This window comes from Streptomyces sp. NPDC052301, from assembly GCF_044593395.1.
Taxonomy (GTDB): Bacteria; Actinomycetota; Actinomycetes; order Streptomycetales; family Streptomycetaceae; genus Streptomyces.
In genome coordinates, this window is record NZ_JBIUBE010000001.1 from 1 (window position 1) to 15022 (window position 15022).

A 15022-nucleotide genomic window follows, 5' to 3' on the forward strand; every position below is an offset into this window, starting at 1 on the left:
GGCGGGTGCGCCGGGTGCCGGGCGACGGCGGGTGCGCCGGGTGCCGGGCGACGGCGGGTGCGCCGGGTGCCGGGCGACGGCGGGTGCGCCGGGTGCCGGGCGACGGCGGGTGCGCCGGGTGGCCGGGCGACGGCGGGTGCGCCGGGTGGCCGGGTGGGGCGGGGGCTGAGTGGTCCGGGGGTGCGTCTCGGTGGGCCGGGCGGGGCGGGTGGGCTGAGTGGTCCGGCGGGTGCGGCTGGGTGGGGGCCGGGCGGGGCAGGTGGGCGGGCTGCCCGGCAGGGCGGGTGCGTCTCGGTGGGCCGGGCGGGGCAGGTGGGCGGGCTGCCCGGCAGGGCGAGTGCGGCTCGGTGGGCCCGGCGGCACAGCCCGGCAGGGCGGGTGCGGCTCGGTGGGCCCGGCGGCACAGCCCGGCAGGGCGGGTGCGGCTCGGTGGGCCCGGCGGCGGTGCGTGGTCAGTCGTCGTTGCGGTGGCGCCAGTACCAGCACACGCCGATGACCAGGGCCAGCAGGAAGACGGCGGGCAGGAGCAGGCCCGGGATGCGGGAGCCGATCATCGGCGTGGCCTTCGGTCGTGGTGCGGTCCGACACGCGGCCGACGGCCGCGGGGGCTGCCCATGATGAGGTCCGCCCACCACCCGACCCCGGGCACTTTTGCAAGGCATTGCCCGACGTTCGAATCAGCTCACTCCACGGGGTGGCCCGCGTCGATGGGCAGCGCGTCGGACAGCCGCAGCAGGGGGCCGTCCCGCCCTTCTCCCCACTGGACCGGCTCCAGGACGAAGCCGACGTGATCGCCGCCGTCGGTGCGGTGGAGGATGGTGCCGACGAACCAGGCCGCCGCGTCGCGCAGCACGATCGCACCGCCGTACTCCTCGGACCAGTCCACCCCGACGAACTTGTCCACGTCGTCGCCCGTCTCCCCGCCGAAGAGTTCGGCGAGGTCGCGCCGGTCACGGGTGAGCAGGTGGACGGCGAGGCAGTGGGCGGCCCGGGCGACGCGGTAGGTGTGGTTGACCTTGGACAGCCAGACGGTGAACCGGGGCGGCCGGAGGGAGCACTGCGAGGCGAAGCCGACCAGGCAGCCGGCCCGCTCCCCGTCGGCCACGGCCGTGACCACGCACATGTCGGGGTTCAGCCGCTCGAAGAAGCGGCCGGGCTCCGGCGCGTCACGCGCGCCGGGGTTGCCGCTCGTGCCGGACCCGGCACCGGGGCCTGTCCCTTCGCCCGTGCCGGTCTTGTCGCTCTTGTCGCTCGCGTCCGCCGCGCCGTCCACGTCCGTCACCCCGCTCGCTGCCGTCGCGCCACTCCTGTCCCGTCGACCACCGTTCCCCGCACGCCCTTCATGAATCGTCGCCGAGAGCGGTCCGCGACTCCAGTGCACGGCGCGTGTCGTCGCCGTACACGCCGGTCTCGTCGCCGCTGATGCCGTACCAGAGCTGGAAGCGGGCCACGGCGGCCGTGAGAGTCGCGTCGTAGGTGCCGCCGGCCGATCCGCCACGGTAGACGTCCGGGATCCGCAGCAGGCGTTCCTGCAGTTCGGTGACGGCGGGACCGGTGTCGCCCTGGCGGAGGGTGCCCGGACCGTCGGGGTCGGTGACGGCGGTGGGGGTGGAGACCGGGGTAGGCGTGGTCGGGGCGGGTGTGGCCGAGGCGGCCGGCGGTGCGGTCGTCGCCGGCGGGGTGGGCCGCACGGTCGCGGTCGCCTGCTGGCGACCGGACAGCAGCAGGGCGCAGCCGAAGCCGACGAGCGCGGCCGCCGCGACGGCCACGGCGACGGCGGCCCGGCGCAGCCCGCGGCCGGAGCCGAGGCCGGCGGGGGCCGCCGGTACGGGGGGCAGCTCCTGCGTCTCCTCCTCGGCCGCCGCGCCGCCGGGCCGGTACGTCACCGGGTCGGGCCGTACCTCCCGCATCAGCTCGGCGAGGGCGTCGAAGCGGCGGAGGCGCAGGACCCGGACGGGTTCCAGGACCGGTCCGGGATGCGGTCGTTCCGGGTCGGGCGGTGTCGGCACCTGGGCTCTCCTTCCGTCCCGTGCACAGGGGCCGGGACTTGGGCGGTCCCCGGACTGAGATACGGCGGCCATGACGACCCCGTTCAGGGGCACCCCCACCCGCACGAGCCCGCACGTGAGCCGCATTCGAGCCGCATCGAACGATCGAAATGCTCAATTCGGCAAGAGTCATTGAGTGTTTGAGCAAGCGCGTGCTAGAAAGCGCCGTCAAGGCGACTCCTTGGTCACGCCGTGGCTCTCTGACCCTCTGTACAGGCAGCGCTTTCTGCAGTCGACGCTCGTGGCGAAGAAGTCGTGGTTCTTCCCGGACGACACGGTCGTCTGCCTCGGCGCGGGCCTCACCTGCACGGACGGCACCGCCGTCGAGACGACGGCCGAGAACCGCAACCTCGGGCCCACCGGCGACGTACCCGTGGTCCGGGACGCTCACGGGCACCCGCTGGGCGCACATCGGCGGGCACGGCGGCTACGTCTTCCCGGGCGGGGCGACGGTACGGGCGCTGCGCGACGCCCGCGACGGCAGCTGGAGCACGATCAACAAGGGCGGCTCGACGACCCTGCTGAACCGCAAGTACCTGACGATGTACGTCGCTCACGGCACCGACCCGGTGAACGCCTCGTACGCCTATCTGCTGCTGCCGGGCGCGACCGCCGCCCGGACGAAGGCGCGGGCTGCCGCCACCGGCCGGCTGACCGTTCTCGCCAACACCGACAGCCAGCGGGGCGTTTCGGTGCGCTCGCTCGGTTTCACCGGCGTCAACTTCTGGTTCGGTGGAACGGTCGGAACGCTCACCGCGAGCGATCCGTGCTCCGTGATGATCAGCGAGAGGGACGACGGCACCGCCGTGATCGCCGTGAGCGATCCGATGCGCATGCGGACCGGTCTCACCCTGACCTGGCGGCGCGCGGTCGCCGCGGTCACGTCCGCGCCGGCCACGCTCACCTCGTCTTCCACCGGCTCCGCGCTCACGCTGTCCTTCGGCGACCTGACGGGCACGGCCGGGGCCACGCAGCGGGTCACGGTCGGGCTGGGCTGAGCGCTCCCTGCACGAACCGGCTCAGCGAGGCCGTGAACGCGCCTACGAACGCGTCCGCGTCCTCATCCGGCAGGGCGTCCAGGGACAGGTAGGGGTTGAGGTCCTCCAGTTCGACCAGCAGGAGGCCGCCGTCGCGGGTGCGGCAGGCGTCCACGCGCTGGATGCCGTGGCCGAGGTCGTTCCAGTCGATGAAACGCCGGGCGAACTCGAGGTCGGCGGCGGTCGCCGGGTACGGCCTCAGCTCCCAGCGGCGCTCCGGGTCGGGGGCGTACAGGGCGTACTCGAAGTCGTCGTCTACGAAGTAGAAGGACACCTCGTGGACGAAGTCGACGCAGGGCTGGACCAGGACGTCGCCCGTCGCGCGTACGACGGCCGCGGCGACCTCGCCGGCCGGGACGATCCGCAGGCCGAGGGAGTCCGCGCCGGTCTTCGGCTTGACCACGTACCGCGCGGCGGCCGGCAGCCGGTCCAGGTCTTCCGCGCGGCCGACCGTCGGGATCACCGGGTACCCCTCGGCGCTGAGATCGAGCAGGTACTGCTTGCCGGCCATGTCCGCCTTGCCGGTGAGCGGGTTGTACACCCGGGCGCCGGTGGCCAGCGCCCGCGCGCGGAAGGCGTCGTACTCCTTCTGGTAACCGAGGACGGGCCCGCTGTTGCGGACGACGACGGCGTCGTGGCCGTCCATCAGGGCCGCCGCGTCCAGCGGATGGCACAGGGCCAGGTCGAAGTGCGCGCGGAGCCGGGAGGCGAGGTGGATGTCCTCGTCACAGTAGCGGCGCCCCCGGGCCTGGTACGCCAGGTCGGTGACGTAGAGCAGGCGGGGGCGGGCGGCGGGCATGCGGGATCTCCTCGGGCGGGACCGGTGTCGGGGGCGGCCGGTGCGGTGGGGCCCGAGGGGGGCGGCGCCGGCGCGGTGGAGAAAGGTTACGTCGCTGGGCGCGGGGGGTTCCGGGCGGGGGCCGTACGCCGCGGGGCGCCCCTCGGCTCCGGGTCGTCCCGGAGGCCGGGCCGTCTCATGGACCGGGTGAAGAGCACTTCGGCGTGGGCGAGCGGGCGGTGTCCGCGGGGCTCGCTTCGGTGATCGTCGTGATCGTGTCGAATAATCAAAACGATCGCTTGACGATCGCTTCGTTCGCCGGGACCGTCCGGCCCGTTCAGGAGCCGTCGTCGGGGGCCCGGCCGCCGCAGGAGGCGCGGATCCGCAACTCCGGGAGGAGTTCGATGTGTTGCCGGGGCCCGGGCCGCCGGCCCGCGGTCTGCTCGGCGAGGCGGCGCAGCAGGAGCCCCGCGGCGAGTTCGCCCACGGCACGGGTGGGCGGGGCGACGGCGGTCAGGGGTACGTCGGCGAGGCCGGCCACCTCGTCGCCGTAGGCGATGAGCGCGAGGTCGTCGGGGACCCGTACGCCGTGCGCCCGGAGCCGGGGCACGAGCACGATGGCGTCCTCGTCGCTGTGCACCAGGGCCGCGGTGACGCCGCGTTCGCGGACCGCCCGGACGAGGTAGTCGACGGAGGCGTCGTAGTCGCCGTGTTCGCGGACGCTCGGGGCGCCTTCGTCGACGTCGATGCCGCGCGCGCGGACGGCGGCCTGGAAGCCGGCGCCGATCGGGACGGCGTGCGGGCCCTCCTGCAGCACGGCGACGACCCTGCGATGGCCGAGGGCGGCCAGGTGGCCGACGGCGAGGGCGGCGCCGTGGGCGCGGTCGGTGCGCACCCGGTCGAGGTCGGCGGCGGGGTTGCCGGGCGGTGCGGAGCGCTCGACCAGGACGGCGGGCACCCCGCACTCCGTGAGCCACTTCTCCTGCCCGTGCTCGGGGACGCCGTCCGGTCTTCGATCATCCCCCTCACAGCACTCAGTTCCCCTGTCGTGGCACTTGGACTGCACTGAGTGTCATGTGGTGCGCCCGGGTGCTACGTTCCCGTCCATGAGCTCCAGCAGCGCGGTGCCGGCCGCGAAGCCGCCGATGCGGGACGCCCTCGTCGCGGCGGCCTTCCGGCTCTTCCTGGAACGCGGGTACGAGCAGACCACCGTGGACGACATCGTGGCCCTGGCCGGGGTCGGCCGGCGCTCGTTCTTCCGTTACTTCCCCTCCAAGGAGGACGTGGTCTTCCCCGACCACGAGGGCTGCCTGGCCGACATGCACGCCTTCCTCGCGGCGAGCGGCGAGGAGCACGAGCCGGTGCGCCGGGTGTGCGACGCGGCCCGGACGGTGCTGCGGATGTACGCGGAGAACCCGACCTTCTCGGTGCAGCGCTACCGGCTCACCAGGAAGGTGCCGGGCCTGCGCGCCTACGAGCTGTCGGTGGTGTGGCGCTACGAGCGGGCGCTCGCCGAGTACCTGCGCGGCCGGTTCGCCGGGCGGCCGGACGGGACGCTGCGGGCGGACGTGGTGGCGGCTGCGGTCGTCGCCGCGCACAACAACGCCCTGCGCTCCTGGCTGCGGTCGGACGGCGAGGGCGACGCGGGCGCGGCGGTGGACCACGCGCTGGGGTATGTGCAGCGGACGTTCGGGGAGAGCGTGCGGGCGTCGGCGGCGCACGCGTGGAGCGGCCCGGTGCGGGCGGGCGAGGAGGCGGAGAGTCCCGACGACGTGGTGGTGCTGGTCGCCCGCCGGGACGCGCCGCTGTGGCGGGTGGTGCAGGCGCTGGAGGCGGGGCTCGACCGATCCTGAGGGGGCACCCTGCCGGAAATTCGGGGTACGGAGTGCCTTTACGAGTGACACTGAGTGCCATACTCTACTCGGCGTGCGCGGTGGCACAGCGACCGCGCACACGTGTGCCGGTGCGCCGGGCACGTGGGATTCCGGCCGAGCGCAGGGAGTTGACCAGCGTGTACCACCACTCAGCAAGCGCCTCGCAGCTGGCGGCGGGTTCCGCGGCGGGGGTGCTCGACCCCGTTGCCGCGGACTCCAAGGACGCCATCCACTTCCAGCGCTGCACCTGGTGCGGCACCGCGATGTACCAGCGGCTGCTGTGTCCGGTGTGCCAGGGCAGCGAGCTGCGCACCGAGCGCAGCGAGGGCGTGGGCACGGTTCGGCACTCGACCGTGGTGCACCGCAACACGCCGGCGGCGCGCAACGTGTCGCTGATCGAACTGGCCGAGGGGTTCGTCGTACGGGGCCGGGTCATGGGCCCGCCGGTCGGCATCCACAGCGGTGACCGGGTCCGGCTGTCCACGGCCAAGGACCCGGTGCGGGGCGAGCCGGTCTTCCAACTGATGGACGAGCCCTTCCGGGCCTGGACCTGACGGTCCGCACCGGTGGGCCCGCATGCCGGGGTGTCGGCTGTGCGCGGCCGGGTCCCCGTGGACTCGGCCCGGGTGATCGGCCGGGCGAAGTCCATGAGCTCCTGGACGGCGTGACCGTGTCCCTGGCCGACGAGCTCCTCGGCACGATCGACGAGATCGTGCCGCTCGGCACCGACGTCGGTGCCTCGGCATGGCCTGAACCCCTTCCCTCACCGACACCTCCCTGAGCGGCCATCCGCCGGTCGCACTCCGCGCCGCCCGACAGTGCACCGCCGCCCCCGCGCTTGCGGGCCCTCATACACGGGCAGCCTCGACTTCGAATTCCGCGAAGTGGCGCCGGGGCGGCTCCTGACGGCCCCGCCGAATCCGGCCCCGGCCTCCCCCGGCGGCCCAGTGCATCCGAGCCCGCCCGAACAACACGCGCCCCCGACTTCCCTCGCGGAAGCGGCACTTGACCGCCTCCCCGCCACCTTCACCGGAGCCGGCGGCTGTCGGGTCGCCGGCGCCCGCACAGCCGGCCGCCCGGTGCCCGCGGGCGGTCCGCTGATCGGCGGGCGGGCCGCGAACGGGTCGGCGTAGGTTCGCCGTCGCGCACTCAGCCGTGTGCCCGGCCCCGGTGGCGGGCCGGCTGGTGGCCGCCGAGATCGCCACCGGACGTCCACCCGGTCCCCGAACTCCCCGCCTGTCGGCGGCTGTCGCGCCGGCCCGCGCGGTGTGATCCATCACCTCGCGTTCACAGGCAACCCACAGACTCCACCGTCCGTCCTCCGGGATCGAGGGGCTCCCGGGTACGGCCGGGACGCCCGAGATCGGGCTTCGAGGAGGAACAGTGGTCCGTGCCCGGCGCATATGGGTGACCGCCGCCGCGTTACTCGCGGTGGCGGGAGCATCCCCAGGGGCGGCAGTCGCCCAGTCACAACCCCCGGCACAGGCAAGGACGTCGAGCGCCTCGGACGGCGGGACGCTGCCGCCCGGCTGGCGGCTCGCCGGCGGGCGCAGCACGCCGCAACTGGAGTGGCGGTCGGACCGGCCGCTGCCGATGGGGGACGCCCGGGTCGAATTCCGCTCCGGTGACCAGCTGTTGGGGGTGCCACGGCCGGGTCGGGACGGGCACACGTTCCGGCTGCCGCTCGACGGGCAGCGGGCCGGCGAGCTGCGGGGGCTGCAGGTCTGGTCCGGCGGGCGACGGCTGGACGCCCGCGGCACCGCCGGGGCCGGACCGGCGGTCAAGCCGCCGGCACCGCTGCCCGCGAACGGCGTGGACCCCGGCAGGCCCGGTGCCTATCGCACCCGGACGGGTGAGTACGGCCTGAAGCCGGTCCGGCTGCCGGGCTTCCGGGCACCGGTGGAGATGCGGGCGGTGGTCGTCGCCCCCGTCGGCGCGAAGGGCAAGCGGCCGCTCGCACTGTTCCTGCACGGCCGTCACTTCACCTGCTACAAGGGACACAAGGACGCCACCGGTGACTGGCCCTGCCCGGCCGGCATGAAGCCGGTGCCGAGCCACCGCGGCTATCTGCGCGACCAGAGGCTTCTGGCGTCGCAGGGCTATGTGACCGTGTCGATCTCCGCCAACGGCATCAACGGCCAGGACTTCGCGGCCGAGGACGGCGGCGCGCAGGCGCGCTCCTCGCTGGTGCGGCTGCACCTGGCCCACTGGGCCGACTGGGCCGACCGTCCCGGCACCGCGCCGGCGATCGTACGCCAGGCGCCGCGCGCCGACCTGTCCCGCGTGCTGCTGATCGGGCACTCGCGCGGCGGGGAGGGCGTCAACCGGGCCGCACTGGACAGCCTCTACCCGCCGCCCGCCGACCAGGACGGCTACCACGGCCCGGTCCGCTGGACCGTCCGCGGCATGGTGCTGATCGGCCCCACCGTCTTCGGCCAGAACCCGGTGCCCGACGTGCCGTCGGTGACCGTCCTGCCCGGTTGCGACGGTGACGTCTCCGACCTGCAGGGCGAGGTGTACGTCGACGGCACGCGCACGGTCGGCGACGGCGCCGCCCTGCACAGTGCCGTGTACGTCATCGGCGCCGACCACAACTTCTTCAACTCCGAGTGGACGCCGGGCCAGGCCGCGGCGCCCGCCGAGGACGACTTCTACGACGACCCGCAGCACCCGGACCCGGTGTGCGGCAAGCACGCCGCGACGCGCCTGACCGCCGACCAGCAGCACCGGGCAGGTTCGACGTACATCGCCGCCGCCGCACGGCTGTTCCTGGCCGGTGACGACCGCGTACGGCCGCTGCTGGACGGCTCCGGGAAGCGGGCGCCGTCGGCGGACCCGGCGCGGGTGCTCAGCCACGCGGTGGGCGGGCGCCGGGGCGCCGGGTTCCTGCCGGACGGCGGGGTGTCGGTGACCGGCGGCCGGCTGTGCGACGCCGTGGACCCCAGCCCGGCCAAGGCCTGCCTGGGGCAGGGCGCGAAGGGCGCGTCGCCGCACTTCGCGCAGTGGGAGACCGACCGGGAGTCGGGCCGGCACGCGATCGCGCTGCACTGGACGCACGCCGGCGCCCCCGCGCGGGTGACCGCCGAGCGGCCGCTGTCGCTGGCCGGTGCCAAGGCGCTGGCGCTGCGGCTGTTCGTGCCGCCGAACACGAAGGGCACCCAGCTGGACGTGTCCCTGACGGACGCCTCCGGCCACCGGGCGAAGCTGGGCCGGGTCGGCGTCGACGGGCTGCCCGGCAGTGAGCGGACCACGTCCTACTGGGCGCGCGAGATCCGGGTGCCGCTGACGGCGGCCGGCCGCGCCGGACTCGACCTGCGCAAGGTCAAAACCCTGGAGCTGACACCGCGTTCGCGGTCCGGGCGGGCCTGGCTGATGGACGCCTGGGGCTGGCGTCCGGGGACGCCCGCGGTGCGGGCGGCGGCGCTGCCGCGCGTGGACGTCGGACGGGCGACCGTGGACGAGGGCGACTCGGGCGTGCGCACCTACCACGTGCCGGTGCGGGTCAGCGGCCACGGCAGCGGCCAGGTCCGGGTGTACGTCCTCGACCCGGAGACCGGGCGGGCGACGGACCGGCTGGTGACGGTGCGTCCGGGCGGCCACGACATCGACGTGCCGGTCGAGGTGCGGGGCAACACTCGGTACGGCACCGACGTGTCGCACGACATCCTCGTCAAGGCGGTGCACCGAGCCGTGGTCGGCTCCTACCGGGGCGGGATCACCGTCCACGACGACGATCCGGCGCCCACCATGACCGTCACGCCGGTCGCCGGCCGGGTCACCGAGGGGCAGCCGCTGACGTGGCGGGTGTCCCTGTCCCAGGCCGTCGATGTGGACATGACCGCGACGTTCGCGGTCACGCCGGTGACCGGGCCGGAGCTGTCCACCAAGGACGTCCCGGCGTCCTGGCTGCGGGACACCGCCGGGGCGAAGGCCGACCCGGAGCGCCCGCTGTCGAAGGTGGACAACCTCTGGCTGTGGGCGGACGTCCCGGCGGGCCGCGCGAGTGCCGACGTCACCGTGCCCACGGCGAAGGACCGGGTCCTGGAACCCGAGGAGTCGGTGCGGTTCCAGCAGATCGACATGGACACCGGCAAGCCGCGGGCCGGCGGGCTGGTGCTGTCCGGCTCGGTGCTGAACGCGTCGTAGGACGCCGTTCCGGGTGGCCCTCAGTCGGTGAGGGTCACCCGGATCCCGACCGTGCCGTCCAGGCCGCGGCGCAGCCGGCTGCCCAGCAGGGTGAGGCGGCCCAGGATGCCGTACTTGCGGGCGATGAGGTCGCGGTAGCGGGCGGTGGTGGCCGGGTCGGCGATCTCGGCGGTGGCCGGGAGCTGATCGCCGGTGGGGGTGCCGCGTACGTCGCAGGGGCCCACCAGGATGTCGGAGCTGCGCCGGATCCGTTTGACCTTGCCGCTGTCGGCGGCCGTCCACACGCCGAGGGTGTCGCCGTCGCGGACCACCCACACCGGGGTTGCGACGGAGGTGCCGTTCCTGCGGTGGCTGGTCACCAGCAGGTACTTTCCGGAGCCGAGCAGGTCGAGCCGCGTGCCGTCCATGCCCGGCAGTCTAGGAGCCCCCGCCGTCCGGGCGGCGCCGGCCACGGCGGACGCACCGCGCCCCCGGCACGGTCGCCCGGTCGGTCAGTTCAGGGCCGCCGTCATCCGCCGTACCCCTTCGGTGAGGATCTCGGGGGAGGTCGCCAGATTCAGGCGCGCGTGGCCCGCGCCGCCGGTGCCGAAGGGGACACCGGAGCTGAGGGCGATGCGTCCACGGTCGAGGAAGACCTCGGCGGGGTCGTCGCCGAGGCCGAGGGCGCGGCAGTCGAGCCAGGCCAGGTAGGTGGCCTCGGCGGGGCAGGGGCGGATCGCGGGCAGGTGCTCGGCGAGCAGGGCGGTGAGCAGGCGCCGGTTGTTGCGCAGCCCGGCCAGCAGGGCGTCGAGCCAGCCGGTGGCGTCCCGCAGGGCGGCGGTGTGCGCGATGACGCCGAGGTGGCTGGGTCCGTGGCCGACCTCTTCGGGCAGACGCGCGAGGTCGGCTGCGGCTGCGGGTCCGGCGAGGGCGAGGGCGGCCTTGAGGCCGGCCAGGTTCCAGCCCTTGGAGGCGGACATCAGGGACAGGCCGCGTTCGGCGCCGGGCACGGCCAGGTACGGCACGTAGGTGACGCCGGGGGCGACGAGCGGGGCGTGGATCTCGTCCGCGACGACCCGGACGCCGTGGCGCTCGGCGAGCTCGGCGACGGCCGCCAGCTCGGTGGCGGTGTGCACCGTGCCGGTGGGGTTGTGCGGGCTGCACAGCAGGAACGCGGCACGGCCGGAACCCGCCGCGTTCGCGTCCCGGAACGTCTCCTCCAGGCAGGCCAGGTCGATGCGCAGATCGGTGCCGAGGGGGGCTTCCACCACGCGGCGGCCCATGTGCTCGATGAACTGGAAGAACGGCGGGTACACCGGTGAGTTGACGACGACCGGATCGCCGGGTCCGGTGACCAGCTTGAGCATCTCGACCACTCCCAGCATCACGTCCGGGACGACCGCGGTGCGCTCGACGGCGATCCCGTCCCAGTTCCACCGCTTGGCGGCGAAGGCGGCGAGAGCCTCGGCGTAGGCGGTGCCGGCCGGGTATCCGGTGTCGCCGAGGGTGAGGGCGTCGGTGACGGCGCGGACGACGGGCTCGGCGAGCGGGACGTCCATCTCGGCCACCCACAGCGGCAGCACGTCCTCGGGGTAGGTGCGCCATTTCATGCTCGTACGACATCGCAGCTGCTCCAGGCCGAGCGCGCGCAGCGGATCCGGTTCGCCGGGGGTGACGTGCGGGATGCTGGTCATGGGGCTCAAGATAGGCGGTCGCGGCGCGGGCGGGGAACGGCGTCGCCGGGAGTCGCGGACGGCGCGGGACGGTGGCAGCGGGCCGCTTCCGTCGGCCGCCCTGCCGACCGGACAGGCCGGGCGGCAGGGTTCGGCGGTGCCCCGGCCGGCCGGCTCGGGACGGCATGCGGGGGGCCGGACCGCCGACGCACGGGTGCAGACCGGCGCCGCACAGGTGCAGACCGGCGCCGCACGGGTGCAGACCGGCGCCGCGCGGGTGCAGACCGCGAGGCCGGGCAGCGGCCGGTCGCGGACGGCGCGGGACGGTGGCAGCGGGCCGCTTCCGTCGGCCGCCCTGCCGCCCGGACGGGCCGGGCCGGGTTCGGCGGTGCCCCGGCCGGCCTGCTCGGGACGACGTGCGGGGCCGGACCGCCGACACGCGGGCGCGGACCGGCGCCGCACGGGTGCAGACGGCGCCGCACGGGTGCAGACCGCGAGGCCGGGCAGCGGCCGGTCGCGGACGGCGCGGGGCGGTGGCAGCGGGCCGCTTCCGTCGGCCGCCCTGCCGCCCGGACGGGCCGGACGGCAGGGTTCGGCGGTGCCCCGGCCGGCCGGCTCGGAACGGCATGCGAGGCCGGACCGGCGCCGCACGGGCGCGGACCGGCGCCGCACGGGTGCAGACCGCGAGGCCGGGCAGCGGACGGTCGCGGACGGCGCGGGCGGAAAACCCCGGACGCGCGGCTGAGATCAACTCGGGCGTCTAGATTGCCTCTTGGACCCGGTATCTCTCTCATCAGGCATCCAGGGGAGCTGACCCACGTGACCGAAAACCCGGCAGCCACCGACGACGTGGCCGTGTCGCTGCGCGCCCGTATCAACACCAGTCAGCCGCACACCGCCCGCATCTGGAACTACTGGCTCGGCGGCAAGGACAACTACGAGGTCGACCGTGCGGCCGGTGACCAGATACGCCGACTGCACCCGGGCATCGGGGAGTACGCCCGCGCCGACCGGCTCTTCCTCGGCCGGGCCGTACGGCACCTGGTCGGCGAGGTGGGCATCCGGCAGTTCCTGGACATCGGCACCGGGCTGCCGACCGCCGACAACACGCACGAGGTCGCCCAGCGTCTGGCGCCGGAGTCCCGGATCGTGTACGTCGACAACGACCCGCTCGTCCTGGCGCACGCGCGTGCGCTGCTGACGAGCACGCCCGAGGGCCGTACCGACTACCTGGACGAGGACCTGCGCAACGTCGACGCGATCCTCGAACACGCGGCGAAGACGCTGGACTTCAGCGAGCCGGTGGCGCTGATGCTGCTGGGCGTGGTCATCTTCGTCGGCGACGACGAGGACCCGTACGGTCTGGTACGGCAGTTGACGGACCGGCTGCCGTCGGGCAGTCACCTGGTGCTGTCGCACACCGTCACCAGCCCGTCGATGCCGGACGTGGACGAGGCGGTCAGGTTCTGGAACGAGCACGGCACCCCGCGGCTGACCCAGCGCACCCCCGAGGACGTGACCCGGTTCTTCGACGGTCTGGAGCTGCTGGAGCCGGGCGTGGTGTCCTGCTCGCGCTGGCGCCCGGAGCACGACCACGGTGCCGAGCCGGAGGAGGTCGCCATGTTCGGCGGGGTGGCCCGCAAGAGCTGAGCGCGCCTGTCGGTGAACACGGCCGCCCCGGGCGCCGTATGGAGGAGCGGGCCCTCGATCACGCGAGGGTCCCGCGCTGCCGGCAAGGGGCATCGCGCGGTTCGGGTTCGGCTTCGGGAGCCATGCATGCGGCACGCACGACGACGGGTCGTCCGGCGAGTGACACGGCTGGCGGCGGTCGGCGGACTCCTCCTGGGCGGCGCGATGGTCGCCCAGGCGGCCATGGCGAGCGAGACACCGCCGGCCGCCGCCAGACCGCTCAGCACCGCCGGGGGCGCCGGGGGCACGGGTGCCGCGCTGGTGGAGCGGCTCGGCACGGCGCGGACGGCGGGCAACTGGATCGGGGCCGACGGGCGGCCGGTGGTGGCGGTGACCGACGACGCGGCGGCGCGGGAGGTGCGGCGCGCGGGGGCCGAGGCGAAGGTCGTCGGGCACAGCATGAACGACCTGAAGGCGGCCACCGCGACGCTGCGTTCGGCACCCCGGGTGGCGGGCACGGCGTGGCTGGTGGACTACCGGACCAACCGGGTGGTGGTGGAGGCGGACAGCACGGTGTCCGCCGGCGACTGGTCCCGGATGAGTCGTGTCGCCACGCGGATCGGTGGTTTCGTGCACATGGAGCGCACGAAGGGCGCGTTCACGACGCGGCTGAACGGCGCCCAGCCGATCCTGTCGACGGGGGGCCGTTGCTCGGCGGGCTTCAATGTGTCGAACGGGCAGAGCGACTTCATCCTCACGGCCGGCCACTGCGGCCCGGCCGGATCCACCTGGTTCGCCGGTACCCAGGGCGACCAGCAGCTGGGCAGGACGGTGAGCAGCACCTTCCCCGGCAACGACTTCTCGCTGGTGCAGTACGCCTCCGGCAAGGCCGGTGACGGCGCCGACGTCGTCGCGATCGGCGGCGGGAAGGGGGTGCGGATCACGGGGGCGGCCGATGCGGCGGTGGGTCAGCGGGTGTTCCGCAGCGGCAGCACGAGCGGTCTGCACGACGGGCAGGTCACGGGGCTGAACGCGACCGTCAACTATCCGGAGGGCACGGTCACCGGGCTCATCCAGACCACGGTGTGCGCGGAGCCGGGCGACAGCGGCGGCCCGTTGTTCTCGGAGGGGATCGCGCTCGGTGTCACCTCGGGCGGCAGCGGCGACTGCACGACGGGCGGGACGACGTTCTTCCAGCCGGTGACCAAGGCGATGGCGGCGCTCGGTGTGCGGCTGATCGTGTCCGCGCAGAACGGGGGTGCCGCGCCGGGCGGTTCGCCCTCGGCGGCGCCGTCGGCGCCGGCCCGGGGAGGGGTCGCTCCCAGCGCGGCCTCACCGGGCTCCTCGGCGCCGGTCACGGGCACCTCGCAGGGCAGGACGCTGCTGGCGCAGCTGACGGACACCCGGAACGTCGGTCCCGGGCTGCTGGTGATCGCGGGCAGTCTGATCGCGCTGGTCGCGACCCGGTACATCCGAGCCGAGCAGGACCGCAAGGCGTACCGGCGGTACTACTCGGCCACGTGGGGATGACGGTCGGCGGACGTCACGGCTGACGGTCCGGGAGGTGCTACGAGAGGGGCACCCGTGCGCTCACGGGTGCCCGGGACGGTGCGGCGGCGGTGCGCGCCGATCGGTCAGGCAGCCCGGGACGGCTGCGGGGCCGCGGCGGCCCACTCCAACACGAGGCGCTGGTACTCCGCGCGCTGCTCGGTGGTCAGTGTCCCGCCCGACCGGAGCCACAGGGCCCGGATCTCCTCGTTGACCTCCGCGGCCGATCGCTCGGAGGCGGCTTCAACAGTGGTGGACATGCTGTGAAGCATATGCCGATCGAAGTGAAGGCGCTGTGAGTAAGTACACG

The 15022-nt window shown here is 74.5% G+C and carries 12 protein-coding genes and 1 pseudogene; 6 read left to right on the forward strand and 7 right to left on the reverse strand.

From position 1 onward, the window contains the following. Window positions 1–682: 682 nt before the first annotated feature. Together ACIHEJ_RS00005 and ACIHEJ_RS00010 are read right to left on the reverse strand one after the other, a co-directional pair. Complete coding sequence (locus ACIHEJ_RS00005) at window positions 683–1123, reverse strand: flavin reductase family protein (protein ID WP_400131743.1); 441 nt, start codon at window positions 1121–1123, stop codon at window positions 683–685. A 217-nt stretch (window positions 1124–1340) separates the two neighbouring features. Next, window positions 1341–2009, reverse strand: a complete 669-nt coding sequence (locus ACIHEJ_RS00010) for a peptidoglycan-binding protein (protein WP_400130787.1) — start codon at window positions 2007–2009, stop codon at window positions 1341–1343. Between the two features lie 265 nt (window positions 2010–2274). Here ACIHEJ_RS00010 and ACIHEJ_RS00015 point away from each other — a divergent pair. Next, window positions 2275–3046: pseudogene (locus ACIHEJ_RS00015) on the forward strand (polysaccharide lyase family 8 super-sandwich domain-containing protein); the annotation flags it as partial. Here ACIHEJ_RS00015 and ACIHEJ_RS00020 read toward each other — a convergent pair. Further along, complete coding sequence (locus ACIHEJ_RS00020) at window positions 3027–3884, reverse strand: hypothetical protein (RefSeq protein ID WP_400130789.1); 858 nt, start codon at window positions 3882–3884, stop codon at window positions 3027–3029. The pseudogene ACIHEJ_RS00015 and the gene ACIHEJ_RS00020 sit on opposite strands and share 20 nt — an antisense overlap. Window positions 3885–4200: 316 nt before the next feature. Next, window positions 4201–4821 (reverse strand): substrate-binding domain-containing protein, encoded by a 621-nt coding sequence (locus ACIHEJ_RS00025; RefSeq protein ID WP_400130791.1) that lies wholly within the window; start codon window positions 4819–4821, stop codon window positions 4201–4203. A gap of 148 nt (window positions 4822–4969) precedes the next feature. Between ACIHEJ_RS00025 and ACIHEJ_RS00030 the strand changes: the two genes are divergently transcribed. The 3 genes from ACIHEJ_RS00030 to ACIHEJ_RS00040 all read left to right on the forward strand — a co-directional run bounded on the left by ACIHEJ_RS00030 (window position 4970) and on the right by ACIHEJ_RS00040 (window position 9883). Further along, a complete protein-coding gene (locus ACIHEJ_RS00030; protein ID WP_400130793.1) occupies window positions 4970–5716 on the forward strand; it encodes a TetR family transcriptional regulator in 747 nt (248 codons plus the stop codon). Window positions 5717–5874: 158 nt separating this feature from the next. Continuing rightward, window positions 5875–6291, forward strand: a complete 417-nt coding sequence (locus ACIHEJ_RS00035) for a Zn-ribbon domain-containing OB-fold protein (RefSeq protein ID WP_400130795.1) — start codon at window positions 5875–5877, stop codon at window positions 6289–6291. Window positions 6292–7120: 829 nt separating this feature from the next. Continuing rightward, complete coding sequence (locus ACIHEJ_RS00040; protein ID WP_400130796.1) at window positions 7121–9883, forward strand: alpha/beta hydrolase family protein; 2763 nt, start codon at window positions 7121–7123, stop codon at window positions 9881–9883. 20 nt (window positions 9884–9903) lie between these two features. On the opposite strand, the gene ACIHEJ_RS00045 is transcribed toward ACIHEJ_RS00040, so the two are convergent. Beyond that, window positions 9904–10290 carry a PPOX class F420-dependent oxidoreductase gene (locus tag ACIHEJ_RS00045; protein WP_400130798.1) on the reverse strand — a complete coding sequence of 129 codons (387 nt, stop codon included), beginning with the start codon at window positions 10288–10290 and terminating at the stop codon, window positions 9904–9906. 84 nt (window positions 10291–10374) lie between these two features. Further along, window positions 10375–11556, reverse strand: a complete 1182-nt coding sequence (locus tag ACIHEJ_RS00050) for a MalY/PatB family protein (protein WP_400130800.1) — start codon at window positions 11554–11556, stop codon at window positions 10375–10377. Window positions 11557–12354: 798 nt separating this feature from the next. Here ACIHEJ_RS00050 and ACIHEJ_RS00055 point away from each other — a divergent pair. After that, a complete protein-coding gene (locus ACIHEJ_RS00055) occupies window positions 12355–13185 on the forward strand; it encodes an SAM-dependent methyltransferase (RefSeq protein ID WP_400130802.1) in 831 nt (276 codons plus the stop codon). 126 nt (window positions 13186–13311) lie between these two features. After that, complete coding sequence (locus tag ACIHEJ_RS00060) at window positions 13312–14694, forward strand: S1 family peptidase (RefSeq protein ID WP_400130804.1); 1383 nt, start codon at window positions 13312–13314, stop codon at window positions 14692–14694. A 104-nt stretch (window positions 14695–14798) separates the two neighbouring features. Here ACIHEJ_RS00060 and ACIHEJ_RS00065 read toward each other — a convergent pair whose 3' ends face one another. Then, window positions 14799–14984 carry a hypothetical protein gene (locus tag ACIHEJ_RS00065; protein ID WP_400130806.1) on the reverse strand — a complete coding sequence of 62 codons (186 nt, stop codon included), beginning with the start codon at window positions 14982–14984 and terminating at the stop codon, window positions 14799–14801. Window positions 14985–15022 lie beyond the last annotated feature (38 nt).